Source organism: Neisseria dumasiana (genome assembly GCF_022870885.1).
In the GTDB taxonomy this organism is placed as follows: Bacteria; Pseudomonadota; Gammaproteobacteria; order Burkholderiales; family Neisseriaceae; genus Neisseria; species Neisseria dumasiana.
In genome coordinates this window covers 1,316,381-1,342,484 of record NZ_CP091509.1, presented here as the reverse complement: position 1 = coordinate 1,342,484, position 26,104 = coordinate 1,316,381, and the positions used below count along the sequence as shown (strand labels likewise).

Annotated in this window: 25 protein-coding genes and 2 pseudogenes; 12 read left to right on the top strand and 15 right to left on the bottom strand. The window is 48.2% G+C overall.

What is annotated here, in order from left to right:
* Positions 1-274: 274 nt before the first annotated feature.
* Positions 275-2,254, top strand: a complete 1,980-nt coding sequence (gene mutL / locus LVJ88_RS06095; RefSeq protein WP_085418862.1) for a DNA mismatch repair endonuclease MutL — start codon at positions 275-277, stop codon at positions 2,252-2,254.
* Positions 2,255-2,594: 340 nt separating this feature from the next.
* Here the strand turns inward: mutL and LVJ88_RS06090 are convergent, their stop codons facing one another.
* Together LVJ88_RS06090 and LVJ88_RS06085 are read right to left on the bottom strand one after the other, a co-directional pair.
* Positions 2,595-3,248 carry an IS1595 family transposase gene (locus LVJ88_RS06090; protein WP_244694147.1) on the bottom strand — a complete coding sequence of 218 codons (654 nt, stop codon included), beginning with the start codon at positions 3,246-3,248 and terminating at the stop codon, positions 2,595-2,597.
* A gap of 220 nt (positions 3,249-3,468) precedes the next feature.
* Positions 3,469-4,260 carry a heme/hemin ABC transporter substrate-binding protein gene (locus LVJ88_RS06085; RefSeq protein WP_085418902.1) on the bottom strand — a complete coding sequence of 264 codons (792 nt, stop codon included), beginning with the start codon at positions 4,258-4,260 and terminating at the stop codon, positions 3,469-3,471.
* Between LVJ88_RS06085 and LVJ88_RS12545 the strand changes: the two genes are divergently transcribed.
* Positions 4,259-4,381, top strand: a complete 123-nt coding sequence (locus LVJ88_RS12545) for a hypothetical protein (protein ID WP_269844515.1) — start codon at positions 4,259-4,261, stop codon at positions 4,379-4,381. The two genes, LVJ88_RS06085 and LVJ88_RS12545, sit on opposite strands and share 2 nt — an antisense overlap.
* A gap of 104 nt (positions 4,382-4,485) precedes the next feature.
* Here the strand turns inward: LVJ88_RS12545 and LVJ88_RS06080 are convergent, their stop codons facing one another.
* The 3 genes from LVJ88_RS06080 to LVJ88_RS06070 all read right to left on the bottom strand — a co-directional run bounded on the left by LVJ88_RS06080 (position 4,486) and on the right by LVJ88_RS06070 (position 8,546).
* On the bottom strand, positions 4,486-5,523 hold the full coding sequence (locus tag LVJ88_RS06080; protein WP_085418903.1) for a ChuX/HutX family heme-like substrate-binding protein: 1,038 nt from the start codon (positions 5,521-5,523) through the stop codon (positions 4,486-4,488).
* 79 nt (positions 5,524-5,602) lie between these two features.
* Positions 5,603-6,223: a class I SAM-dependent methyltransferase gene (locus LVJ88_RS06075; RefSeq protein WP_233127640.1), complete on the bottom strand. Its 621-nt coding sequence runs from the start codon at positions 6,221-6,223 to the stop codon at positions 5,603-5,605.
* A gap of 115 nt (positions 6,224-6,338) precedes the next feature.
* Positions 6,339-8,546, bottom strand: a complete 2,208-nt coding sequence (locus tag LVJ88_RS06070; protein ID WP_085418904.1) for a TonB-dependent hemoglobin/transferrin/lactoferrin family receptor — start codon at positions 8,544-8,546, stop codon at positions 6,339-6,341.
* Positions 8,547-9,025: 479 nt separating this feature from the next.
* Between LVJ88_RS06070 and LVJ88_RS06065 the strand changes: the two genes are divergently transcribed.
* Both LVJ88_RS06065 and LVJ88_RS06060 read left to right on the top strand, forming a co-directional pair.
* On the top strand, positions 9,026-10,021 hold the full coding sequence (locus tag LVJ88_RS06065) for a PhoH family protein (protein ID WP_085356535.1): 996 nt from the start codon (positions 9,026-9,028) through the stop codon (positions 10,019-10,021).
* Between the two features lie 136 nt (positions 10,022-10,157).
* Complete coding sequence (locus LVJ88_RS06060) at positions 10,158-11,168, top strand: LysR family transcriptional regulator (protein ID WP_085418905.1); 1,011 nt, start codon at positions 10,158-10,160, stop codon at positions 11,166-11,168.
* On the opposite strand, the gene pcaF is transcribed toward LVJ88_RS06060, so the two are convergent.
* Genes pcaF through LVJ88_RS06045 form a run of 3 tightly spaced genes read right to left on the bottom strand, consistent with a single transcriptional unit; the run spans position 11,088 to position 13,635 of the window.
* The gene (gene pcaF / locus LVJ88_RS06055) at positions 11,088-12,302 is read right to left on the bottom strand and encodes a 3-oxoadipyl-CoA thiolase (RefSeq protein WP_085418906.1); all 1,215 of its coding nucleotides are present in this window, start codon (positions 12,300-12,302) and stop codon (positions 11,088-11,090) included. The genes LVJ88_RS06060 and pcaF overlap by 81 nt on opposite strands.
* A complete protein-coding gene (locus LVJ88_RS06050) occupies positions 12,299-12,961 on the bottom strand; it encodes a 3-oxoacid CoA-transferase subunit B (RefSeq protein ID WP_085418907.1) in 663 nt (220 codons plus the stop codon). The genes pcaF and LVJ88_RS06050 overlap by 4 nt, the downstream gene beginning before the upstream one ends.
* 14 nt (positions 12,962-12,975) lie before the next feature.
* Entirely contained in the window at positions 12,976-13,635 is a 660-nt protein-coding gene (locus LVJ88_RS06045) for a 3-oxoacid CoA-transferase subunit A (RefSeq protein WP_054599750.1), read from the bottom strand.
* A 203-nt stretch (positions 13,636-13,838) separates the two neighbouring features.
* On the opposite strand from LVJ88_RS06045, the gene LVJ88_RS06040 reads away from it, so the two are divergent.
* Entirely contained in the window at positions 13,839-14,222 is a 384-nt protein-coding gene (locus LVJ88_RS06040) for a nuclear transport factor 2 family protein (protein ID WP_085418908.1), read from the top strand.
* A gap of 76 nt (positions 14,223-14,298) precedes the next feature.
* Here the strand turns inward: LVJ88_RS06040 and LVJ88_RS12685 are convergent.
* Positions 14,299-14,665: pseudogene (locus LVJ88_RS12685) on the bottom strand (transposase); the annotation flags it as partial.
* A 167-nt stretch (positions 14,666-14,832) separates the two neighbouring features.
* Between LVJ88_RS12685 and LVJ88_RS06030 the strand changes: the two are divergent.
* The 5 genes from LVJ88_RS06030 to LVJ88_RS06010 all read left to right on the top strand — a co-directional run bounded on the left by LVJ88_RS06030 (position 14,833) and on the right by LVJ88_RS06010 (position 18,050).
* Positions 14,833-14,991 (top strand): hypothetical protein, encoded by a 159-nt coding sequence (locus tag LVJ88_RS06030; protein WP_156300630.1) that lies wholly within the window; start codon positions 14,833-14,835, stop codon positions 14,989-14,991.
* A 187-nt stretch (positions 14,992-15,178) separates the two neighbouring features.
* Positions 15,179-15,775, top strand: coding sequence for an LURP-one-related family protein (locus LVJ88_RS06025; RefSeq protein WP_085418911.1), 597 nt, complete (start codon positions 15,179-15,181; stop codon positions 15,773-15,775).
* Positions 15,776-16,033: 258 nt separating this feature from the next.
* Entirely contained in the window at positions 16,034-16,963 is a 930-nt protein-coding gene (gene ribF, locus LVJ88_RS06020) for a bifunctional riboflavin kinase/FAD synthetase (protein WP_085418917.1), read from the top strand.
* 60 nt (positions 16,964-17,023) lie between these two features.
* Positions 17,024-17,668 carry a hypothetical protein gene (locus LVJ88_RS06015; protein WP_085418912.1) on the top strand — a complete coding sequence of 215 codons (645 nt, stop codon included), beginning with the start codon at positions 17,024-17,026 and terminating at the stop codon, positions 17,666-17,668.
* Entirely contained in the window at positions 17,661-18,050 is a 390-nt protein-coding gene (locus tag LVJ88_RS06010) for a RidA family protein (RefSeq protein ID WP_085418913.1), read from the top strand. The genes LVJ88_RS06015 and LVJ88_RS06010 overlap by 8 nt, the downstream gene beginning before the upstream one ends.
* A 1-nt stretch (position 18,051) precedes the next feature.
* On the opposite strand, the pseudogene LVJ88_RS06005 reads toward LVJ88_RS06010, so the two are convergent.
* Positions 18,052-18,206 (bottom strand): annotated as a pseudogene (locus LVJ88_RS06005) (lipoprotein signal peptidase).
* A gap of 75 nt (positions 18,207-18,281) precedes the next feature.
* Between LVJ88_RS06005 and LVJ88_RS06000 the strand changes: the two are divergent.
* A complete protein-coding gene (locus LVJ88_RS06000; RefSeq protein ID WP_085418914.1) occupies positions 18,282-19,109 on the top strand; it encodes a symmetrical bis(5'-nucleosyl)-tetraphosphatase in 828 nt (275 codons plus the stop codon).
* Positions 19,110-19,467: 358 nt separating this feature from the next.
* Positions 19,468-20,559 (top strand): redox-regulated ATPase YchF, encoded by a 1,092-nt coding sequence (ychF, locus tag LVJ88_RS05995; RefSeq protein WP_085418915.1) that lies wholly within the window; start codon positions 19,468-19,470, stop codon positions 20,557-20,559.
* Between the two features lie 407 nt (positions 20,560-20,966).
* Here ychF and LVJ88_RS05990 read toward each other — a convergent pair whose 3' ends face one another.
* From LVJ88_RS05990 to LVJ88_RS05970, 5 genes are all read right to left on the bottom strand, one after another.
* Complete coding sequence (locus LVJ88_RS05990; protein ID WP_244694194.1) at positions 20,967-21,530, bottom strand: hypothetical protein; 564 nt, start codon at positions 21,528-21,530, stop codon at positions 20,967-20,969.
* A gap of 116 nt (positions 21,531-21,646) precedes the next feature.
* Positions 21,647-21,919, bottom strand: a complete 273-nt coding sequence (locus LVJ88_RS05985) for a hypothetical protein (RefSeq protein WP_085419068.1) — start codon at positions 21,917-21,919, stop codon at positions 21,647-21,649.
* Positions 21,920-22,334: 415 nt separating this feature from the next.
* Positions 22,335-23,147, bottom strand: a complete 813-nt coding sequence (locus tag LVJ88_RS05980; protein ID WP_244694193.1) for a hypothetical protein — start codon at positions 23,145-23,147, stop codon at positions 22,335-22,337.
* Positions 23,148-23,156: 9 nt separating this feature from the next.
* Positions 23,157-25,508, bottom strand: a complete 2,352-nt coding sequence (locus LVJ88_RS05975) for a hypothetical protein (RefSeq protein WP_085418426.1) — start codon at positions 25,506-25,508, stop codon at positions 23,157-23,159.
* Between the two features lie 18 nt (positions 25,509-25,526).
* Complete coding sequence (locus LVJ88_RS05970; RefSeq protein WP_085418425.1) at positions 25,527-26,102, bottom strand: hypothetical protein; 576 nt, start codon at positions 26,100-26,102, stop codon at positions 25,527-25,529.
* Positions 26,103-26,104: the final 2 nt, after the last annotated feature.

The following is a 26,104-nucleotide window of genomic DNA, read 5'->3' as shown; positions in this document are numbered from 1 at the left end:
GATTGATAAAACCACGGCAACCTGCCTTATCTCGAACCATGCTGATTTGCGTAATTTCCTTTCGGAAGCAGATGATTGAGAAGACATCATTAAGCAAGCCGTAGCCCGAAACGTTCAGACGGCCTACCCGCTATATATATATGGCGAACAATTTAACTTTTACTGCGGCGTTGCCTTGCCTTCTGTACTGCCTGCGGCTTGTTGCCTTGTATTAAAAAATGTGTTGATTGACTATAATGCCGTCTGAAGATATGCATAAAGAAAGAGCCGCACCATGAACCGTATTGCCGCCCTGCCCGACCATCTCGTCAACCAAATCGCCGCCGGCGAAGTGGTGGAACGCCCCGCCAGCGCCTTGAAAGAAATCGTAGAAAACAGCATCGACGCGGACGCGACGGCGGTTGATGTCGAGCTTGCCGGCGGCGGCATCAGGCTGATTCGCGTTACCGACAACGGCAGCGGCATCCACGCCGACGACATTTCCCTCGCCCTGCATCGCCACGCCACCAGCAAAATCAAATCGCTCACCGATTTGGAACACGTTGCCAGCATGGGCTTTCGCGGCGAAGGTTTGGCCAGCATCGCATCGGTGAGCCGCCTCACGCTTACCAGCCGCACCGAAAGCAGCGCGCACGCCAATCAGGTAAAAGCGGAAGACGGCAAACTCAGCGAAAGCGGCGCGGCGGCACACCCCGTCGGCACCACCGTAGAAGTAGCCGAGCTGTTTTTCAACACCCCCGCGCGGCGCAAGTTTTTAAAATCCGAAAACACCGAATACGCCCACTGCGCCACCATGCTCGAACGCCTTGCGCTGGCGCATCCGCATATTGCCTTTTCGCTCAAACGCGACGGTAAAAGCATCTTCAAACTGCCCGCCCAGAGTTTGCGGGAACGCGTCGCCGCCATCGTAGGCGACGATTTTCAGACGGCCTCTTTGGAAATCGACAGCGGCGAAGGCATCATGCGGCTTCACGGCTTCATCGCCAAGCCTACCTTTGCCAAAGGCAAAATCGACAAACAGTATTGTTTCGTCAACCGCCGTTTCGTGCGCGACAAAGTGATGCTGCACGCCGTGAAACAAGCCTACCGCGACGTGCTGCACAACGCCCTCACGCCCGCTTTCGTGCTGTTTCTCGACCTGCCGCCCGAAGCGGTGGACGTAAACGTGCATCCCACCAAAACCGAAATCCGTTTCCGCGACAGCCAAGCCGTACACCAACTGGTGTTCCATACCCTCAACAAAGCCTTGGCCGGCACCCGTGCCGACCAAACCGAAAGCGTGAGCAACGCCGGCAGCGTATTGCACGACATGCTGGGCGTAACCATGCCGTCTGAAAACCCAAGCGCACTGGAAAGCCTTTCAGACGGCCTCAAGCTGACTACGCCGCCGCAACAATATTTCGGCGGCTTTGGAGGCAAATCCGCACCCGCGCCCTACTCCGCCGCTCGCGCACCGCAGCAACGCACCCTCTCCCTACGCGAAAGCCGCGCCGCCTTAAATACTTATGCCGAGCTATACCGCAAAACCGAACCGAACGAAGACATCGAACTAAGCCAGTTCGAGCAAGCCCGTTTCGGCATCCAAAGGCCGTCTGAAATCCACCCTGAAACGGCAGAACAACCAAGCAGCACCGATACCGAAAAGCACGATCCCCAAGCCGCCGAACTGCCGCCTTTAGGGTTTGCCATCGCCCAACTTTTAGGCATTTATATCCTCGCCCAAGCCGAAGACAGCCTGCTGCTTATCGATATGCACGCCGCCGCCGAACGCATCAACTACGAAAAAATGAAAACCCAGCGCAACACCCTCGGCAGCCTGCAAACCCAACGCCTGCTGATTCCCGTAACCTTCGCCGCCAGCCACGAAGAAACTGCCGCCCTAGCCGACCACGCCGAAGCCTTGCGCGAATTCGGTTTGGAATTATCCGACATGGGCGGCAACACCATCGCCGTGCGCGCCGTGCCCGCCATGCTCGGCAAAAGCGACGTAGCCTCGCTTGCCCGCGACATGCTGCGCGAAATCGCCCAAAACGGCAGCAGCCAAACCATCGAAGCGCGTGAAAACCAAATCCTTTCCACCATGGCCTGCCACGGCTCCGTGCGCGCCGGCCGCCAGCTGACCCTGCCCGAAATGAACGCCCTCTTGCGCGACATGGAAAACACCCCGCGCAGCAACCAATGCAACCACGGCCGGCCCACTTGGGTGAAGCTCACTTTGAAAGAATTGGACGCGCTGTTTTTGCGCGGGCAATGATTGAGGAAAGTCGGTTTGTTGAAACAATATGTGAAGAGAGAAGAAGGCTCTATATAGTCAATCAACACATTTTTGATACGAGACAGCAAGCCGCAAACGGTGCAAGCACTACGAAACCGATTCTGTTGCCCCTTTAAGGGCTTACACAATCGTTCGTTTTGAGCTAAAGCGCAGCGGCGCGGTAGTATAAATGTGCTGATTGGCTATAAGAAGTAACGACATAGAGTGGGCAGAGATGCCCGCTTTATTTGTGAACAATGTCATTCAAAATTTCAATCTGCTTTTTCAGACGGCCTTTATAGTTCATCCGCTTAAATTAAGGGGCTGAAGTAGATTAGCCCTAAACACCACACCAAAGCCGCAAAGTTTTTAACTGCTGCCTTGGTGTCCCGAAGTTAAAACGAAACTCACATTCTTTCAAGAACAGAGGAAAAGATTTTCGGTCGATTCCGTTGTATTTGCGCAAGACACGTTTCGCCTGATTCCAAAAATTCTCAATGCCGTTGATATGGTTGTGTCGGTCGGCAAACTTTTTGCTGTGATTAATCCTGTGATGGTGAAAACCGCTGACATCCAACACGTCGTAACTGCTCAGGCAGTCCGTATAAACTACGCTATCAGGTGTAATTTTCCTTGTAATAACAGGAAATAAACTTTCCTTTCGGGCATTATTCACTACAACCGTATAAACCTTACCTCCACGTTTAAGGATACCGAAAACCACCACTTTACCTGCTGCTCCCCTACCGCGCTTTCCTTTACGCTTACCGCCGAAATAGCTCTCATCCAATTCTATAGCGCCCTCAAAAACCTGATCTGCTTCCAAAGCCAAATGATGGCTGATAACAAGACGGATTTTACGGTAGAAGAGAATAGCCGTATTGGGCTGAATACCCAAGATATCGGCAGCAGAACGTGCGGTTACTTCCAATACAAAATATTCAAGCAGTTTTCTTTGCAGACTCTTCTTTAACTTACAGTGGGTTATCTTCATTTTGGCAGCCTATCATGACTGCTAATCTACGTCAGCCCCTAAATTAATAACAAAACCGTTATACTCGGGCTTGGCCCGAGTATCTTGGGTTTCAGTCAATTTAGGAGATACTCGGGTCAAGCCCGAGTATGACGAATGTACTCTTTTTAATGTACTCTTCTTAAGTTGATGACTATATTACTCATCGATTACTGATTGGGCCGTCTGAAAACAGGCCGCCTTATTTCGCCAACCCGTTCAACTTCTTCACCACCTGCGGCGTATCCAAACCGTAGCGGAACATATCATTGGCCTGCCACAAATAAATCTTGCCGTTTTTGGCGGCGTTGCTGCCGGCGATTTCAGGACGGGCGGCGAATTGTTTGACTCCGCCGATCAGTTTTTCATGATGGTCGGCGATGATGATCACGTCGGGCTTGGCGGCAATCCATGCTTCGCGGTTAAGCGGTTTCATGCCGTCGAGGTTGGCTGCCGCGTTGATGCCGCCTGCGCGTTTGATGATTTCGTCGGCAGCGGTGTTTTTACCGGCAACGATGCGGCCGTCGTAGCTGAACAGGTAGCGTTTGCCGTTTTGCGGCTGCTGTTTCATGTCGGCCTGCCATTTGCCCGCCAATGCATCGGCTTGGGCGGTTTTGTTAATCAGTTTGCCCACGGCGCGGATGCTTTGCGGGTAGGCGGCGATGCTGTCGTCGGGGGCGACGTTCACGGCATTGACACCGGCTTTTTTCAGGTTGGCGAAAATGGTGGCCGGCTGCACCATCCACGAACCGATTGCCACGTCGGGTTTGGCGGCGATAATCGGCTCGACGGTTAATTGGCGGTGGATGCCGATGCTGGGCTTGCTTTTCAAGGCGGGGTTTTGAACGGTTTGGTCGCGGCCGACGATTTCGTTGGTCGCACCCAATGCCACCACGATATCGGCCACGTCGGGCGACATCACCACGATGCGTTGGGCGTAAGCGGTTTGCAGGGCGGCGCACAATACGGCGGCGGCGAAAATGGTTTTTTTCATGTGTTTTTCCTTTTGGGACATGGGGTTTTCAGACGGCCTTCGGTATGGGGAAGGCCGTCTGAAAGGTTTGGTTAAGACTTCATGCTGTTCGGTAGGGCGGGCATCCCTGCCCGCCGTGTAACCAACAAATTTAAGGCTCAAATGCGGCGGGCAGGGATGCCCGCCCTACTATATGGCGTGTTGATTCAGACGGCCTCAATGCCTGTCTGAATACTTTACCGAGCATCAACTTGCCAGCAGCTTATCGGTAATTTCGCGCCACGCTTCGAGTTCGGGTTCGCCTTCTTTACGCTTGCCGAAAATCTGAAGCACGGTTTTGCGGCGGCTGTCGAAACCTTCCACGCAGGTAACGAAGCCGTCGCGTATCGGGCGGCGCACCACCCAAGTTTCTACGATTTCGTCGTCTTTCAGGTGCATGCTGAAGCCTTCTTCTTTGCCGTCGAGCACGTTGAGGTAGCCGCGGGCGCGCACGACGTTGTGCACTTTGCCTGTCTGAATCTGCACGAGGCCGCGGTTGCCGGCGAAAATCATGATGTCGATGCCGCGGTCGCGGGCGGCTTCGAGCACTTGCTGCCATGCGTCGCGGTTCAGCAGCTTGGTTGCGCCTTCGGGAGCGTGGCGGTAGGCGGTTTGGCGGTCGACTTCAAATGTTTCCAACAGACCGCCGAAGTGGTGCACGTCTTTCAACTCGTTCCAACGCTCTTGAAATGCGGCTTCTTTTTCAGACGGCAGCGCGGGCGTGGCGGTTGCGGGCGGCAGTTCGCCGGTTTGGAATTCGGGCTTGCCTTCGGTGCGGAAGGCATCAAGCAAAGCCTGCCACTCGGCTTCTTTGCCCTCTTCGCGCATAAAGACTTTCTGCACCGATACGCCGAATTCGTCGTAAAACTGAACCGAACGGGACACTTTTTCGCCGTCGCGGTTGGTAACGGCCAGCACATGATGCCAGCGCGCCGGAAAAATCCGCAGGTCGATGCCGCCTACATTTACGGCGATGCCCGATGTTTCCGACATGCTCACGTTTTCATAAATGCCCTGCTTTTCGTGTACGCACACGCTGTTGCGCACGATGCACTGCACCAAACCCAGCGTGTGCAGTTTCAGCACGATACCGCGCACATTGTTTTTGCCGCCGAGGTAAACCGTTTCCGGCGCGTCGGCCATCAGCGCACCTTCGCTCACGCCCAAATCGGCGGCGGCTTCGCGCGGGAAATACATGCCCTGTTTTTGGGCTTTGTTGGCTTGGTATTGCTCCCAAAGATTCATTCGATTCTGCTCCTTTTATGACTTTCTGCTTTTCAGACGGCCTCTTTAGATGCAAAACGCCTGTCTGAAAAAGATGACATTATGCCGTTTTTTCAAACAGCATTTCGATATAAATGCGCTCGGTCAGATTGCCGCTTTTATCCACCGCCTTATCTTGTCTGGCCGTCTGAAAGCACAGGCGTAAAGGCAGGCTGCGGGTCAACGCCACGACATCATGCGGTTCGTACAGCGTGAACCCGTAAGCGCAAAACGGCAGCGTCTGCATAAAGTTTTTCTCGCAAAAACTCAGGCACAAACGCCCGCCGGTTTTGAGTACGCGGCAGATTTCCCGCATCAACTCGGCCGGACGTTCCCAAAAATAAAGCGTGTTGATGCTGATGATTTTATCGAAAGCACGGTCGGCAAACGGTAACTCCGCGCCATTATACAGGCGGTAATCGGCAAGCCCCGAATTGATAAAGGCTTGGTTGAATGCCAACGCTTCTTCGTGCATTAAAGCCGAAGTTTCCACACCCGTATAGTGCAGCCGCGCCGCCAGCGACAACACATAACCGAGCAAGCCGCCGTTGCCGTAGCCCAATTCGAGTACACGGTCGCCGTCGTTCAAGCCCAAGGCGGAAAATGCGTTCACAATCAGCGGCAGATTGCGCAAATTCATCACTTGGCCGAACACCCTCCCCGCGTCTCGCCATGCGGGCATCGGAGCTGGGCGGCGGTTTGTTCTAGGGTGGGCTCCATGCTTATTCCTTAACACTAAGGCCGTATTTTTCAGACGGCCTTTCCGAAACCCATATCGAGGCCGTCTGAAATTGTGTTTAAAACTTCAACTGCAACGAAGCGGCAACATTGCGGCCGGGCTGGGTGTAGGTATCCATCGTGCCGAGGTCTTCCACGCCCGCCACGTCGGCGTGCTGCCAGTATTTCTTATTGGCGAGGTTGTACACGTTTAAGCCGAGCGAAAGGTTTTTAACCGGTTTGTACCACACGCCCGCATCCCACACGCCGTAGCCGGGTGTTTTGAAAAAGGCGGGGTTGCTGGTGCGTTTCTGCGCCGTTGCCCAGCGCAATTTGGTGCCTGCGCCCCATTTTTCTTGTGCGTAGTCCACACTCAGCACGCCGTTGAGCGGATAGGCGGTGTCCAGCGGTTTACCTTCGCCGTCTTTGCCGCGCATCCAAGCGATGCTGGTGCCGACCTGCCAGTTGTCGTTAAGTTTCACGGCGGTAGCGGCTTCGATGCCGTAGGTTTTCACTTTATCCAGATTGTCGTATTTAAACACCCGGATCGGACGGCCGCCTGCGCCCTGTTCAACCCTGACCTGCGTGCGGTTGATGAAATCGCGGTAACGGTTGTAGAAGGTGGTGATCTGCGCTTTGGTGCGTTCGTCTTTATATTTCAAACCCAGCTCGAAGCTGTCGGAATGTTCCGATTTCAAGTTGTTGTTCGGAATCACTTTATAGCCGTGCTGGCTGTTGTTGAACGACATTGTGGCGGTATCGAACGGCGGCGTTCGGAAGCCGCGCGAATAAGTGGCAAAGCCGGTAAACGCCTCGCCGAACGGCACGCTCAAACGCAGGCTGGGCGTGAACGAGCTGTCGCTGAAGTCTTTCGGCAGGCTGTCGGGCTTACTGTTCAGATAGGCTTGGTCGATTTGCGGTTTGAGCTTTTCATGCTCGAAACGCAAAGCCGGTGTCAGCACGATGCCGTTGGGAAACGCCAAACTGTCTTGCGCATAAACGCTGACCGTGCGGCGGCGAGAATCGGGGAAGGTTTTGTTCGGATACAGCGCACCGGCATACATATGGCTGATGCGGCCGTCGCGCCCCACCGTGGTGCTTTCGCGCGGGCGTTCGGTGTCGGTTTGCTTGAATTCCGCACCCGCCACAATAGTGTGTTTCAGACGGCCTGTGTCGGCTTCAAACACGCCGCGGGTATTGATGCCTTGGGTGGTTTGGTTGAAACCGTAATCGGAATAGCGGATGCCGTCTTCAGTGATGCGCCCAGCCATGCGGGCGGTTTCATCAGTAACCGCATCGTCTTCCGATTTCAGCCTTTGCCGGTAAACGTAAATATTGGCTTCTTTCAAGGCGGAGTCGCCGCGGTAGCGGTAGCCCAACTCGATACGCTGGCGGCGGGCGCGGTCGTCCGACGAACTGGATGTCGTTGTGGTTACCCGCGGGCCGCGCGGCGCACCCGTGCCCAAAGTGTTCAGCAAATCGGTTTCTTTTTTGCGGTAAAAATGCTCGAACAAGGCTTCTACGCGGTGGTTTTCGTTGCCCGCATCGCCTTTGGCCAAAATGTTGTAGCTGCGGAAATCCTGCGGATTCGGCTTGGTGCGGCGGCCGTTGCGCGAATCCACGCCGCCGCGGTTTTTGCTTTCATGACCTTGGCGGTGCGTGAACATCAGCAAACCTTGCGCATTTTCCGTGTAGCCTGCCGCCGTTGCCGTTACGCCGTGGCTGCGGTCGCGGCTGCGGTAGCCGTGTTTCAAACCGAAATGGAACGGTTTTTCGGCATCGACAAAATCAGCGGGCGAATAAGTGGAAAAATTGACCACGCCGCCCAAAGCGTCGCTGCCATACAGCGCGGAATAAGGGCCTTTCACGATATCCACCTGCTTTAATGTGTCGGCTTCCACCAAATCGCGGCCGGACACCGCCGCATTGCTGCCGCCGCCCGCATAGGCTTCGGGAACGCGGATACCGTCCACCATCATCAAAATGCGGTTGCCGCCGATACCGCGGATGTTCACCCCCGCATTGCCGCGGCGGTTGTTGTCGGTGGGCACATCCACGCCCGGCTCGTACAGCACCACATCATCCAAATTGGCTGCCGCCGCCTGATCCAACTCTTTGCGAGACACTACTGCCACATTCGGCGCAGCCTTATCCAAAGCCTGCGCGTGGCGGTCGGCGGTTACGGTAACGGTTTCCAGTTTTGCCTTATGAACATACGGCGCATCGGCATAAGCGGCCGGCGCGGCAAAAGCCAAAGCAACGGCATATACGGTAGGGTTCAGTTTCATCTCTTTTCCTGATTTCCTGATTAAAAAGGTTCTCAAAGCACAAAACATGCCGGAAACAGCCTGCTTGCATGAAACAATAAAGCCTGCCAATTAAGAGAACTTTGCAAAACCGCCATCTGTGGCGCATTTCTGCTTTGTGTGCTGCTCAAACGCACCAATCAACTTGGCTTTTACTACGGCGTTGCTGCGCTTTGAACTGCATCTACATTCGGTAATTGTGCAAAGGTCTCAATAAGTCAATTCCGGCTACTCACCATGCTATGACTATTTAACAATGGGAATAATTCAATAAAATAAAAATATATTTGAGAATGATTTATATTAGTATAAATATTTTTAAAAAAACAGCCAACCGGCATATTGTTCAAACCGCCGTCTGAAAAAACGGTAAAGATTATTCAGACGGCCTTGATTTTCGGCACTTTAAACCTTATAACCCGATTATCCGATTCATTTTATTCAGGAAGAATACAAAACAGATGACCCATACCGTGCATTTACAGTTCGACGACATCGACAACATCGTGCTGCAACGCCTGTGCGGCGCACTCGACAGCCATCTCGACACTTTGGGCAAAGCCCTTGATATCCAAATCAGCCGCCGTTTTTCCAGCTTCACCTTTTTAGGCGACCTCGCCCACGCAGGCCGCCGTGCCCTGCTTGCTTTGGCCGACATCGCCGAAAGCCGCGATTTGGAAGACACCGACATCCGCCTTGCCGCCGTCGAAGCCAAAACCGCCGATGCGCAGCACGAAGAAAAACACCACGACCAGCAATATTATCTGCGTACCAAACGCGGCAGCATCGGCGGGCGCACCCCGCGCCAAAACGGCTATATCCGTGCGCTGCTCAACCATGATGTCGTTTTCGGGCTTGGCCCTGCCGGTACGGGTAAAACCTATCTGGCCGTAGCCGCCGCCGTAGATGCGATGGAAAAGCACCAAATCGAACGCATCGTTTTGGTGCGCCCCGCCGTTGAAGCGGGCGAAAAACTCGGCTTTCTGCCCGGCGACCTCGCCCAAAAAGTCGACCCCTACCTGCGCCCGCTTTACGATGCGCTCTATGATTTAATGGGCTTCGACCGCGTTACCAAGCTCTTGGAAAAAGGCTTAATCGAAATCGCTCCGCTGGCCTACATGCGCGGCCGCACGCTCAACGGCGCGTATGTGATTCTCGACGAAGCGCAAAACACCACGCCCGAACAGATGAAGATGTTTCTCACCCGCATCGGTTTCGGTGCCAAAGCCGTGATTACCGGCGACTTGAGCCAGATCGACCTGCCCCGTAACATCAAATCGGGCTTGAAAGATGCCAAAGAAAAACTCAGCGGCATCGAAGGTTTGTATTTCCACACCTTTACCAGTGAAGACGTTGTCCGCCATCCGCTTGTACAAAAAATCGTCGAAGCCTACGATGCGGCGGACGAACAAGAAGAAAAACAAAAACGCTTGCCGCAAGGCCGGCAGTTGGCCTAACCCGCTTTATTTGCTATATCAGTCGGTTTTCGTGCCGTCTGAAAAAAACGGTTTGGCAAAAACCTGCCAAACCGTTAATTTATCGATGCGGGTCTATATAATCATTTCAACGCACCGGTTTGAAGAGGAGGAACACATGGACAAACTGCAATGTATGGAGGCCTTTGTGCGCGTAGCACAAAGCGGGAGTTTCATTCAGGCGGCCGAACAGCTGGGCGTAGCGCGTTCGGTTATCAGCACGCGCATTCAGCAGCTGGAAAAATTTGTCGACGCGCCGCTATTCCACCGCAACACCCGCTCCGTGCGCCTGTCTGACATCGGCGAAAAGTATTACGACGAATGCGTTGATCTGTTAAACCGCTTCGATACTTTGGTTGATGCCATGGCAATGGCCAAAAACGATTTGAAAGGCAAATTGCGTATCCATTTAGTCCCCGGTTTCGGTTTGGGTTATTTCAGCAAAAAACTTTCTCTTTTCACTCAAGCTTACACCGATATCGAGCTGGATTTGGTGGTGAGCGATAAAGTGGTCGATCCGGTATCGTGCGGTTTCGATGTGGCCTTTCAGATTTTTCCGCCCAAAGGCGAAAGCCTGATCGATCGGAAAATTTTCCATGTTAACCGTGTATTTTGCGCCTCGCCCGATTTCATTTCCCGCTTCGGCGAACCCCAAACCCCTGCCGAACTTTCGCGTTTTGAACTGGGCTATTATTCGGGCTATCCCGAACGCAACCGCATCAAATTTTTCAGCCAAGGCAAATTGCAGGAAACGCCGATTTCGGCGCGCATCAATTCTTCTTCCATCCACCTATTGCACGACTTTGCATTAACCGGCGGCGGTATCGTCTGCCTGCCCACCATCGTGGCAAAAGAAAGCCTGCTCGAAGGCAGGCTGGTATCGGTGTTGACCGATTATCCCGTTCCGGCTTACAGCTTGCGGGCGGTGTTTCCGCCCAATTCCAAAAACATTAAAAAAGTCAGACACATCATCGACTTTTTATCGGAACATATCAGCAAACTGCCCGAATGGGACGAACAACTGATTGCCAAAGGCTGCTTGTCTCCCCTAGTCGCATCGCTCAATGAGCACCGCAATGCCTTGCCCGACACCGATACACATCGAGCACACCGCATAACGACCGCCTGAAACTTCCAGCTGGTTAAGCGCAGTTGCCAACAAGCGCGTGCCCGAAGCACCCAAAGGATGGCCGATGGCTATGGCACCGCCGTTAGGGTTGACGCGCGGATCATCGTCGGCCAAACCCAAATCGCGGGTACACGCCAAAGCTTGGGCGGCAAACGCTTCGTTCAATTCGATTACATCAATATCGGCCAAAGCCACGCCTGTTTTGGCCAGCAGTTTTTTAATTGCCGGTGCGGGGGCGAAACCCATAATCCTCGGCTCGATGCCCACCGTTACACCGGCAATCAAACGGCCGCGCGGCTTCAGTCCGTAGGCTTCCACCGCTTTGGCAGAAGCCAGCAAAACGGCAGACGAACCGTCGTTGATGCCCGAAGCATTGCCTGCCGTTACCGTGCCGCCTTCAAACACCACCGGCTTGAGTTTTGCCAAACCTTCCGCATTGGTATCCGGGCGAGGATGCTCGTCTTGATTTACCACAATGCTGCCGCCTTTGCGCTGCGGGATTTCCACGGGCACGATTTCGCGCTCGAAAAAACCGCGCTGCTGCGCCGCCGCCGCCTTCTGCTGGCTGGCAAGGGCAAAACGGTCTTGGTCTTCCCTGCTGATACCGAATTGCTCCGCCACATTCTCAGCGGTTTGCGGCATGGTATCCACGCCGTATTGCGCCTTCATAGCCGGATTGACAAAACGCCAACCCATCGTGGTATCTTCGATTTTTTGATTTCTGCCGAAAGCCTGCTCCGATTTACCCATCACATAAGGCGAACGGGACATATTTTCCACGCCGCCGGCAATCAATAAATCGGCATCGCCGGTTTGAATCGCACGGCCTGCCGTTACCACCGCATCCAAAGACGAACCGCACAGGCGGTTGATGGTGGTTGCCGGCACGGAAGGCGGCATGCCTGCCAGTAAAGCAGACATTCTGGCCACGTTGCGGTTGTCTTCGCCCGCCTGATTGGCACAGCCGTAAATCAAGTCGTCGGCTTTTGCCCAATCTACTTGAGGATGGCGCTGCATCAACGCTTTAATCGGCACGGCACCCAAATCATCAGTGCGCACCGCAGCAAGACCGCCGCCGTAGCGTCCGAAAGGCGTGCGCACGGCATCAATAATATAAACGTCGTTCAGTTTCATTTCTTTGCTCCTGCTGTGGCGTCGATTAAGGGGGCATCGGTCAGTTTTTGCAGTTCGTCAAAGTCCAAGCCGTCGACTTTTTCAATCACGCGCAAACCCTCTCCGTCCAAATCGATAACGCATAAATCGGTGTAGATGCGGTTAACGCAATGCAGGCCGGTTGCCGGATAAGTGAGGTTTTGCACAATTTTAGGCTCGCCCTGCTTGCTTGTATGCTCCATCGTTACCCACACTTTTTTGGCACCGACGGCCAAGTCCATTGCACCGCCTACCGCCGGAATGGCATCGGGCGCACCGGTGTGCCAGTTGGCCAAATCTCCATTGGCCGACACTTGAAACGCACCCAATACGCAAATATCGAGATGGCCGCCGCGCATCATGGCGAAAGAGTCGCCGTGGTGGAAGTAGCATCCGCCGGTTTGCAGCGTAACGTATTCTTTACCCGCGTTAATCAAATCGGGGTCTTCTTCGCCGGGAGCGGGCGGCGGGCCGAATGCCAGCAGGCCGTTTTCGGAATGCAGAAAGATTTCTTTGTCTTCGGGCAGATAAGCCGCAATTTTGGTCGGCAACCCGATGCCGAGATTAACGTAAGCACCGTCGGGAATATCTGCGGCAACGCGCATGGCGATTTGTTCACGGTTGAGTTTTTGGTAGTTCACCGCTGCTCTCCTTATCAAATTTTAACGACGTGCCGGACAAAAATTCCCGGTGTGATGATGTGTTCGGGGTCCAAAGCCCCCAATTCAACGATTTCCGACACTTCGGCAATGGTTACATCGGCTGCCGCCGCCATAATCGGGCCGAAATTACGCGCCGATTTACGGTAAACCAAATTACCCCAGCGGTCGCCTTTGAAAGCTTTAATCAGCGCAAAATCCGCTTTGATGGGATACTCGAGCACATAATCTTTGCCGTCGATATGGCGGGTTTCTTTACCTTCCGCCAACAGCGTGCCGTAGCCGGTAGGCGTAAACACCGCGCCCAACCCCATGCCCGCCGCCTGAATGCGGCAGGCAAGGTTGCCTTGCGGCACCAGTTCCAGCTCGATTTTTCCGGCGCGGTAAAGCTCGTCGAAAACCCAAGAATCGGATTGGCGCGGAAAAGAGCAGATGATTTTGCGCACCGCACCGGTTTTCAGCAGTTTGGCCAAACCGTAATCGCCATTGCCTGCATTGTTGTTGATGATGACCAAATCTTTCGCTCCCGTTTCAATCAGGCCGTCGATCAATCCGGCAGGCTGCCCTGCCGTACCGAAACCGCCGATCATAATACGGGCGCCGTCTGAAATTTGAGCCAGCACATCCTCCAGAGAACGGGTTGTTTTGTCTATCATGGTGGTTTGCCTTGTTGAAAATAAATCTAATCCTTACCGTAAGGTAGAGTCCGTCATTATTCTATTCTGTTTGAACCCAACTGTAGTCATGCTGCGGGCAAATACAATGTTTTGGAATTTAGAACAATAAAACGCACAAATTAGAATTAAGATGCAACGGCAGCAAAATAATCAACAACGCAAACCGAACAGGAGAAAGATTGATGAACACAGAACAAAATTGGCAGGAAGCCGTCCGCGCCGCCGAACAGCAAAGAGCCGATTGCCTGATCAACCAACGTTACGAAGAATTTGCCGCCATGTGCAGCCCCAACCTCTGTTATGTGCATACCAGCGGCACCGTAGACGATTTGGATGCTTTAATGGGCAAGCTGCATTCCGGCTTTTACGTTTACAAAGCCATTCATTACCCCATTCACGAAATCCGGCATCTGGGCACGGCCATTTTGGTGCGCGCCGATTTCCAAGCCGATATATTGGTGGACGGGCAGCCCAGAAAGCTCAACAACCGCGCCGTGTCGGTTTGGGAAATCGAAAACGGCGAGTTGAAACTGGCTTTCTATCAAGCGACGCCCATAGCCAAATAACCGCCGCACCCTTTAATCAGGCCGTCTGAAAAAAAATGAACTGTCCCCCAATCCTTGGACAAGTTAAGAATTTTTCTCAAACATCCTCTTCAAGCTGAGTTCTGTAGGCCACAGGGCTCAGCTTTTTTAAGTTTAAACTAATACGTTCATGATTGTAGTAATGGATGTAATCATTGATCACCGTTGTCAGCTCGGCCACCGATAGCACACCTTCTTCATAAAAGCTTTCCGTTTTCAATGTGCCGAAGAAACTCTCCATCGGCGCATTGTCCCAACAATTGCCTTTGCGCGACATACTTTGCACAATCCCGTTCTCAGCCGATTTCGCCCGATAAGCACCGGTTCGATACAGTAACGCCTTGGCCTTGGTCGGAATGCAGCAGCGGCGTTGCCCCTTTCAGACGACCAAATGCGTTATCCAGCATTTGCGTTACCATTTCAATTTTCAGACGGCCTTTTTTCTGAAATCCCATAAAAATATCAACAGCATAAGAACCTTTATCGGCAAAAGCTGTCTTCACATGCAGGCTTGCCGTGAAGCTCAAGATAACAACGCTGCTGCGGCATCCTATATTGAAATGTTTTTCATCCAATAAAAGAAAGGCTGAAAATGAAAAAAGGATACTATTTAAAACTTTCCATCGTATTTGTAGTGCTTTCAGTTATCAATTTTGTGGTTGTCCATAAGCCGAACAGCACGCCTTACTTAGGCTATTTCTTTGCCGTGGCCGCAGTAGTAGCCTTTGTTCTCCACCTCAAAAAAGGCTGATCAGGCCGTCTGAAAACATACAGCTTTCCCGGCAGCCCGCACATTAAGCGGGCTGTTTGCTTAAATATAAGGAAGGCCGTCTGAAACCCGCAAAGCTGGTTTTCAGACGGCCTCTTCAAACACAACTCCGTCATAACGAATCAAAATTTGCTATAATCGGCAACCTCTTGATTCCTCGAAACAACACATGCAAAACCTTCAATTCCCCCTTAACTTCACCTTCAAAATCTTTACCCCGTCCAACGACTTTACCGTGTTCGATGCACAAGGTAGAGAAGTAGCCTACACGCGCCAGAAGATTTTTAAGATTAAAGAATCCATCGAAATTTTCCGCGACGGCAGCCGCAACGAGAGACTCTACACCATCGATGCCGACCGTATTATCGACTTCAACGCCAACTACACCGTGCGCGACGCGGCGGGCCGAACCATCGGCAGCATCAAACGCAGCGGCATGAAATCATTGTGGAAAACCAGCTATACTCTCAGCGATGCAGCGGGCAATCAGCGCTACACCCTGCACGAAGCCAACCCGTGGATAGCCGTGGTGGACGGCATCGTCGGCGAAATTCCCTTTATCGGCATGCTTACCGGCTATTTTCTCAACCCGACCTACACTATCGCCACGCCCGACGGACACGAAACTTACCTCCTCAAAAAAAACGCCTCGTTTTTCGAACGCAAATTCAGCTTGGAAAAGACCGCCCAAGCTCCGGCGGAAGACGATGTGTTGGTGCTAAACGCCGCCATGCTGTTGATGCTGCTGGAACGTGGCGACGGCTAAGCTGTTTGAGGCCGTCTGAAAGCGAACTTGTGCGCCCTAGCAAAGCCCACTTTGCCCGCTTTCAGACGGCCTCACACCATTCCCTGCCAAACCACTACATCCATATAGTAAACCAACCGAAACAAACCACATACGTCATACTCGGCCCAAAGCCGAATATCACGACATGTGCAATCAAAAAAAGCTATTAACCGCAGCATTCCCCCCGCCGCCGATTCGGCTTACAATACTCCGTTTTTTCACACGCAGACATTACCCATGAAAATCTGGTTCGGTTTGGGCAGCCGCCCCGACTTTCCCCAAGGCTCCGCCGTGACCATCGGCAATTTCGACGGCGTGCATCTCGGCCACCGCCACATTCTGCAACGGCTCAAACAAGAAGCGCAAAGCCGCGGCCTGCCCGTGGTTGCCGTGATTTTCGAGCCGCAGCCGCAAGAATTTTTCGCCCGCAAACAAGGACGCGAACTGCCCTACCGCCTCAGCCCGCTGCGCAGCAAACTGCACCTGCTGCGCGAAACCGGCTGCGTCGATGCCGTGTGGGTGCTGCGTTTCAACCAAGCCTTTGCCGACATCAACGCCCAAACCTTCATCAGCCGCCTGCTGCGCGAAACCCTCAACACCAAATACCTGCTCATCGGCGACGATTTCCGCTTCGGCACAGGGCGCGAAGGCGATTTCGCCCTGCTGCAAAGCCAGCCCGACATGGTTACCGAGCGCACCCCCTCCGTGCTGGTGGAAAACATCCGCGCCAGCAGCACCGCCATCCGCAAAGCCCTTTCAGACGGCCTCTTGGAATACGCCCGCAAACTGCTCGGCCACCCCTACACCCTCAGCGGCAAAGTCAAACACGGTGCCAAGCTCGGCCGCACCATCGGCTGCCCCACCGCCAACGTGCAGCTTCCCCAACACCACTACGCCCTCAACGGCGTGTTTGTAGTTGAAGCGGAAGGCAGCTTCGGCACCCGCCGCGGCGTAGCCAGCTTTGGCTTCAACCCCACCGTATCCGCAACCCGCCGCCAAAAGCTCGAAGTGCATTTGTTCGACTTCAACGGCGATTTATACGGCCAACGCATCCGCGTGCGCTTTCTGCACAAACTACGCGACGAAGCCAAGTTCGACAACATCGACGATTTGAAAAAACAGATTTGGGCGGATATGGATGCGGCGAGGAATTGGGTAATTGGTTGATTCGTTTCTCTTTAATTTATAAAATATGAAGCTCTTGAAAAATACAGGAGAATTTTTAATATGAACAACGATGTTATCACTATTATTATCATATTGATAATTTCTTTTTTACTCTACCTATGTAATAAAAAATTTTTTTCGAGGAGAGAAACTTGGGGAAATTTATTTATATGTATACTTTTGGGGTCCATTCTTTTTTATTGTCTTGCACCTATTGCTATTCAAGATCTTAAAAATCAGCCTCCATATAGATCTCTTTTAGAACTTATAGGTTTCCATTTCATAGCATTTATACTTGCGTTAGCTATTATTGGAATAGGAATAATTGCAATAGACCTTAAAAAAAATTTTAATAATTTGATCAGGACAACTTTTGCCTTATTATTTCTCATTGGGCTTCATATCACAATTGAAGATTCTCTAAAAAATAATAACAATGAATTTTGGGATCAACTTCTAAAATTTATTAGTAAATTGTTAGAAATTATTGCTATTGGCTCTTTAGCTGGATTTATACTTTCTTATCGTGAAGAACCTGGATTTTTGAATCGAATTCGTACCCATTTAACTAATTTTAAGACTCGTTTTAACAAATCCGAATCAAAAAACGAACAAGCGGAGAACACTACTGAAAATAATCAAACCGATACTACAAAATCCGAACCTGAACAATCTTCTGAAGAAAAGGAATCTCCACATGGCTAAAACCATTATCTACACCGACAACGCCCCCGCCGCCATCGGCGCATACAGCCAAGCCGTGCGCGCGGGCAACACTGTTTACATGAGCGGCCAAATCCCACTCGACCCCGCCACCATGACCGTAGTCGGCAACGGCGATTTCCGCGCCGAAGCGCACCAAGTGTTTAAAAACCTGCAAGCCGTGGCGCAAGCGGCGGGCGGTTCTTTGGACGACATCGTCAAAGTCAACGCCTACCTTACCGACTTGGGCAACTTCGCCGTATTCAACGAAGTAATGGCCGAATACTTCAGCCAACCCTTCCCCGCCCGCGCCGCCGTCGAAGTTGCCGGCCTGCCCAAAGGCGTACAGGTGGAAGCGGAAGCCGTATTGGTACTAAACAGCTGATTTAAAATATAATGAGACCTTTGCAAACTCTCAGATGTGGATGCAGTTCAAGGCGTAGCAGCGCAACGAGTGCAGACATATCATTAGATAGGCAAACGAGCGAGCAGCGCACAACGCAGAAATGCGCCACAGATGAGGGTTTTGCAAAGGTCTCATAATGATAAGATATGCCGTCTGAACACATTTTCAGACGGCCTCACACACCTCATCCAACCACACGGATTCACACACATGGCACATTATGCAATCGGCGATATTCAAGGCTGCTTTGCCGAACTCAACGCCCTGCTCGCCAAAATAGGCTTTAACCACGGCACCGACACACTGTGGCTCACGGGCGACATCGTCAACCGCGGCTCGCAGTCGCTCGAAGCCCTGCAATTTGTGATGAAGCACGAAAGCAGCATCCGCACCGTGCTCGGCAACCACGACCTGCACATGCTGGCCGTATCTTACGGCTTCGGCAAAATCAGACGCGGAGACACCATCGCACCGATTCTCGAACACCCCGACAACCGCAAAATGCTTGATTGGGTGCGCGCCCAACCGCTCTTGATCCGCGGCGACAAGCATGTTTTGGTGCACGCCGGGCTGCTGCCCAAATGGGACATCGACAAAGCCGAAAGCCTCGCGCTCGAAGTTGAAACCGAATTGAAAAGCGACCGCGCCAAAGACTATTTTCTCAACATGTACGGCGACAAGCCTAAAAAATGGAAAAACAGCCTCACCGGCTACGACCGCCTGCGCATGATCACCAACGTCTTTACCCGTATGCGTGCGCTCACCTTCAAAAACAAGCTCGACTATGATTTCAAAGGCGGGCTTAAAGACATGCCCGACGACCTGCGCCCGTGGTTTGAAGCACCCGAACGCCAACACTTGAGCCATACCATCGTATTCGGCCATTGGTCGGCACTCGGCTATCTCAACAACTACCGCGTCATCTCGCTCGACACCGGCGCGCTGTGGGGAGGACAACTTACCGCCATTAATTTAGATACCAACGAAGTTACCCAAGTCTCTTCCCAAAGCAAACTGCATTGGGCAACGGCTTTGTGAACAGATTCAATCATCCGTCAATATTCCCGCTGCGGCGGGAATACTTTTTCTTTTTTCAAAACGATCAGATTCAAACGGCAGCTTTTAAAATCCGTATTCGGATGCCTTTTAGACAGCAACAGCCACAATAAGCCTCTTGGCTGTTTGAAACAGGTTTAAGCACACCGCTTTCAGATGGCTCAGTACCGGCACTTTTGGCAAACCGAATCAGACCGACAGGATATAGCGGAATTTGCGGTACATGATGCCGAAGCGTTACCCTATTCCACCTAAAAACCTATCAAAGATAGCGGCTTGAGGCCGTCTGAAATATGGTAAAATCGCCCGTTTATTATATTCAGCAATTTCAGGAAACCCCATGAGCTTAAAATGCGGCATCGTCGGCCTGCCCAACGTCGGCAAATCCACCTTGTTCAACGCCTTAACCCAATCCGGTATCGAAGCGGCCAACTATCCCTTCTGTACGATTGAACCCAACGTCGGCATCGTCGAAGTGCCCGATCCGCGCATGGCCGAGCTGGCTAAAATCGTTAATCCGCAAAAAATGCAGCCTGCCATCGTCGAGTTTGTCGATATCGCAGGCTTGGTAGCAGGCGCGAGCAAAGGTGAAGGCTTGGGCAACCAGTTTCTCGCCAACATCCGCGAAACCGATGCTATTGTGAACGTGGTTCGCTGCTTCGACGACGACAATATCGTGCACGTTTCCGGCAAAGTCGATCCCATTGCCGACATCGAAACCATCGGTACCGAGCTGGCTCTGGCCGACCTTGCCAGCGTAGAAAAAGCCATCACCCGTGAAGGAAAACGCGCCAAATCAGGCGATAAAGACGCACAAAAACTCGTTGCCCTGTGCGAAAAACTGCTGCCCCATCTCAACGAAGGCAAACCCGTGCGCTCGTTCGGCCTTGATGCAGAAGAACTTGCCATGCTGCGCCCCTTGTTCCTGCTCACCGCCAAACCCGCCATGTATGTGGGCAACGTAGCGGAAGACGGTTTTGAAAACAACCCGCACTTAGACCGCCTGAAAGAATTGGCTGCCAAAGAAAACGCGCCCGTAGTCGCCGTGTGCGCCGCATTGGAAAGCGAAATCGCCGAACTCGAAGACGAAGAAAAAGCCGAATTCCTCGCCGAAATGGGCTTGGAAGAACCCGGCCTCAACCGCCTAATTCGCGCCGGCTACGACCTGCTCGGCCTGCAAACCTACTTCACCGCCGGCGTAAAAGAAGTCCGCGCTTGGACCATCCGCAAAGGAGACACCGCCCCGCAAGCCGCCGGCGTGATCCACACCGATTTCGAACGCGGCTTCATCCGCGCCCAAGTGATTTCTTACGACGATTTCGTTACCTTAGGCGGCGAAGCCAAAGCCAAAGAAGCCGGCAAAATGCGTGCGGAAGGCAAGGAATATGTGGTGCAGGATGGCGATGTGATTCATTTCTTGTTCAATGTATAAGGTATTTGGAAGCAAAATCCGCTTATCATCGTGTTTGGTGATTTTGCTTTTCAAACCGCTAAAGTAAAAATATTGAACTCTGCATTAAAAAACTTTCTTCTATATATCTACTACAAATAAATGCCGTCTGAAATATACTTTCAGACGGCATCAACATATAGAGATCAATTAAGCGCAGCCTTCCATCAACAATAGAGAATCTTTGAGACCGATAGAAATAGAAGTAACTATATCACTTCACACCATAAGGTAGGACAACATTGCTTTCAGATATTCTAACATCTGTGACAATATTATCTTGAACCATGTAACTTACATTTTTATGTAAATTACCTTTAGCTTCAAAATATCATCAATGTATCAATATATTTCTTCAACTCTTGATTATCTGTAAATTAGATCCTAAATTACAAACAACCTTCCATATAAGGTAATTGTTCTTTTTTACCCACACTAATACTCTCTACTTTGTTGTTCATAATAACATATTTAATACCTAAATCTTCATCATTAACTTTGTACCAATAAAAAATAACTTTATCATTTTCATCACCATAAGGATGATTCATTATTTCTTCTTTTTCTCCTTTATGTTTTTGATATATTAATTTCGGCATATCTCCTATTTTTATCCCATACGGTGAAATGACTTGATTTTTTGAATACGATTCTATTTCTACTAATTTATTATCTATAAATTTAAAAGAAAAATCTGGATATTCCTTATTTTCAGCATGAAAACATCCTTCAATTTCTTCCTCAGCTTTTACAAAAGATTTTTTATTAAATGTATCCCCAATATGAATATCACCAACTCCATTTAAGAAAAATTTAGAATGTTCAAATCTAGGTTTTGGATTTTCGATTTTTTGATTAGGATAAGATTTGTCCATCTTATTTGTAGAACATGCACTTATATAAAACAAAGATAAAAATAAATATAATGAATTAAATACTTTAAAAGTTTTCATAAAATAAATACTTGAAAAATTTTATCCTTTAAAACAAAGAACATAAACTAAATATATACTATCACATTGTATGCTCATTTAAATTGTATGCTCATTTAAAATGTAACTAATAGACTTTATGAACAACTTTCCATTAGCTCTAAATATTCTTTGGTTCCTATCTCAAAACTTTCAACTTTATTATTTAAAATATTATATTTCACTCCAATTTTGTTAGGATACATATAGACAATAGAAAATCCTACATATGGATTTTCCAAACGTATACCTTTTTTATAAGGATGCTTTTTGTAAACAGTTTTTAAAGAATCACCAACTCTTACATTTGCTGGAGAATACATATTTTTATCATCTGTACTAATAACAACAACAATATCCTCATCAATCATATAGCTAACTTTTTTATGTAATTTATCAGTTGCAATAGCACAACCAACATTCTGTTCATGTTCAAATTCTTTTTTTAATTTTTTAGCATTAAATTTTGAGTTAATCTTAATATTGTTAAATCCATCAATCTGAAATTGATTACTGATAGTGTTTTGAGCATATGCAGAGCCTAAAGTCAGATATTAACAATAATCCTAATAATATTTTATATATTTTGTATTTTTCCATTACATATACTTTCTTATATATTTATATATACAAAAAAAATAATATTTATTAATTTAAAATCTAGAATTTGATTTTTTATATAAATAAAGAGATAAAATACTATCTAAATAGTATTAAATGATATTAAAAATATCACACCTTAAATTTTAAAAATAAAATTTTCTTCAATTCGGTTACTTGGTTTGGTTAGTTAGTTAACTCTTCAAAAACCATACTTTCCCTATTCAACTTCCAAATATTGGTTCTTTTTGAATCTAATATTTTTTTAGATTTTTTTATTCGGTAACAGTTTATATCAGTATGTATAGACCAATCTGTTTGAATAGTAAAATTAGAGTAACATTCCTTATCATGTTGTAATCCTACCGTATCCTTGAGCTTGTAGCTTAAAGCACCATGTTCATCTTCTTTAAAATTAAATGGTGGCTTTTTCACTTTAGGGTTATTATAAAAAGGTAAATCGAAAGTCAGATCTTGAATTCCAAGTCGAACTCGATTTTTATATCCTTCTTCAATTTCATTGCCTAGCTTTCTTTCAAATAATCTTAATTCATAAACTTGCTGTATAACACTAATCCCTTCCGCTTCTTCTGAGTTTTCATTATAAATAATGAGTAGCCACACATAATTGTTGTCATAGGGAATAATACCTAATAAATTAGCGTACTCTGGAACATCAGTTTGAAGAGGGCGCAAATACTCTTTATGATCGAATGGTGTTGGTAATTTATCTAAATCTAATAAACCGTTTTTCAACGTAGGGTAGTGTTGGAAATCAGACGTTTTCATTGGCAAACGTAAACATGGAGCATTAGCCAAATGTTCTTGTTCTTTCGGAAAGTTTACTGAACAATCAACATCTTTAATAATGGAAACATTATCTTTCTTTTCCAAAGTATGATCAGGTGAATCATTGTTTGATTTTATATTGTCTTTACACGATATCAATGTTACGAATGATAAAAATACAATATTTAATTGTAAGATAAATTTAAGCATATTAATACCCTATTTTTTGTTTTCAAAGTCAATAATTTTAGGCCTAAACCCTTGTAAATGTATATGATTCTTATGATCTTTAAGTTTGCTTGAATATGGCAACAATTTCCAACCTTTTGATTTGACTGGCCAAGACCTAAAATCCTTATAACCAAACTTATATAATGCCTCTACAAATCTCACATTGGCATCCCAATCAAAGATGCTATAGTCAGTATGAACAGGGGTTTTCACATGTAAGTTATTCTTAGCTAAATAACGAAAATCCCCATTAATACCATTAATATGTGAATCACTTTTGCCGGGTCCTCCATTTTTTGTACTAAAACCCGATCCTATGTATTCACTATATCCTAAAGAACACATCGCTCCTAAAACAGCTGCAAAAGCATTGCCGCTTAAGTAATAACGACCACCATCACTTTGAATTTCCCAGCTATAACCAATTTTTCCATCTCTACTTTTATAATAACTGTGCTTTCTTTGATCAACTAGATATATTTTCTTTTTAGGGATTGCTAAAATATTTTTTTTAGCCCATTTATTTGCAGAAATAAATGCGGACTTACCTAAATGATGGTAGCCTCCTCCTTCATCATAATAAATAAATTCAACATATCCCGTAGCTTCCTTATTTTCTCTTTTTATGGTGCCATCGTGGTAAATATGATAACGGATTGTATCATTAGCAGTTTTTTCATTCCCAACCACCGTCAGCGGATTACCGTTTTTCTCCGTGTGTGTATTCTTTTGCTTAACCGGCTCCGGTTGCGGAGGCTTTTCATCCTTCTTTTTCTCCTGTGGTTTGCTTTGCTGCTTCTCCGTTTTCGCCGGTAACGGCGATTTTGGTTTTGCTGCTTCCTTCGTTTGTTTTGCAGCCTGTACCACCATTGTAGCCACAGTTTTGCCGGCAGAACCCTTCGCAATCTGCACAGCAGCTGAATTTACGATAATTTTCCTTAGCGATACCGATTGCAAGCATCTGAAATAAGTCAGAGGATTTCCTCTGTTTCCGAATCCGCATACGAAACCGACTAGCGCTTTGATTTTCAGACGGCCTTCACTATCGGTTTTCCTCGTACGTTCTTTATTACGATAAAAAATACTGAATTCGGCATTGGGTACGATTTTTCCCTTAGTATCAACCACAACAATATTGAACGTATGTACAGGTAAGGCAACTTCAACCGTTGTGTCTTTCAAACTTTCGGTTACGGTAAAAGACTTAACAGGCTGGAGGTTTCCTTCTCCTGCTACACAAACCTGCACACTTTGTCCCGCTTCTGCAATGATATTTTTTTTGATTCCCTGGCTGTCTGTTATATGCTGTTTAGGCTTGCCTTTATAAACTAAGGTAAATTTAACATTACTGATGGTTTTTTTAGTATCTCCTTCCAATATGGCAATATTAAAATTAATATCTTTATTGGTTTCAACCGGCGTTTGTTGTTGTTCTTCTTTTTTCTCTTGTACAGCCTCTTGCTTTTTAGCCTCAGGTTTACCTTTTTCAGCTAACGGGGCACTTATTTTCAAATCAGAAGCCACTATATTAAACGGCTGAATTTGATCGGCCTTTTGAGTAATATCTTCACTTTTTCTGCCGTCGATTTCCAAAGTAATTTTGGCACCCGGATGTCTCACAATAACAGGCAACTCACCATCTGCGTCTGTTTTATGTTCTATCTTGAATTGGCTGTTGGTGTGCTTCCCTTCATATGAACTTAATATTGTTACGTGTTTGCCTTCTATAGGTAATCCACTTGGATCTTTCAAACCAATCCGTATCTTACGTTTACAGCAACTTTCCATATCATAATGAGCAAATAAATCAATGTAATGGCTGATATGCACACCATTTCCGTCAAATTCTTTATGGTTTTTTCCTGTGCTTTTGTTGATTTTCAAGTTGCCGGGTACATTTAAAAAAGACGCCAATCCTCCCAGTCCGACCAAATGGCAACCTGCGATGCAACCTGATTCCGTAATTTCAATACCCTTAACAATTTTTCCGTAATATTCATTTAAGCCGGTAGCACGTAATCTTTTACACCACAAATCTATGGATAAATTAATAGCTGCGATCTGAGTTTGACGGGATGACCTAAAAGCTTCTAGTGAAGTTGCACCGTTTTTACCCGTCCATTGCCCGTCTCTTGTTTTATAGCCGATGTCTATAAGAGCAGGAGTTCCGTATTGAAACAAACCCACATATCCATGATCATTAATTACCCTAATAGGGTATTCATTGAAAGTATCATCTTTGTTTAAATCTGCAGAACTCTCCCTTCTCGCCAACGCAAAGATAAATCCTTCCCTGTTGGAATTATAAGCAATTCCTTCTACCGGTTTATTGGTTCGCATAATTTATCTGATTTCCTCTTAATTTCCGAAATTTTTATAATCTTCCAATAAATCATCTTTTTGGTTATAAGTTGAATAGGGGACGTTATTATCGTCCACCGGTGCCGCCAAACATTTTGCTCTAGGTTGAAGCTCCAAGAATTTATCTAATATGGATTTAAGTTCGATATCTTTTTTATTTGCAAAGGCACTTGCTACAAATTGACATTCAAACGTAAAGTGAACGCCATAGGCATTTTTATAATTTGGCGGATAAATTACAGTTAATTGTGAGCGATCTTTTGTATTGAATACATAATTTATGGTGTAGACTTTTCCGTTCTTTTTCCCTTGATCACAAGCATAAGTATATTGTTCAATAGACTTATTTTGATTAAACTTTACTTTTTTCCAAACCTTACGCAACATAATGTTGGCATCTGTACCTCTTTTCATATAATAGAGATCTGTATTTCTTATATTTCCACAGTCTGTATCAAAAAAATGAACAATCTGTTTGTCATTGGTTGTTATTGTGATCTCATTGTTTTTTGCAGCATAGGAATAAGATGTAAAAACCGCCAATAAAACAGTCAAAATTAATTTATTTCCCATAT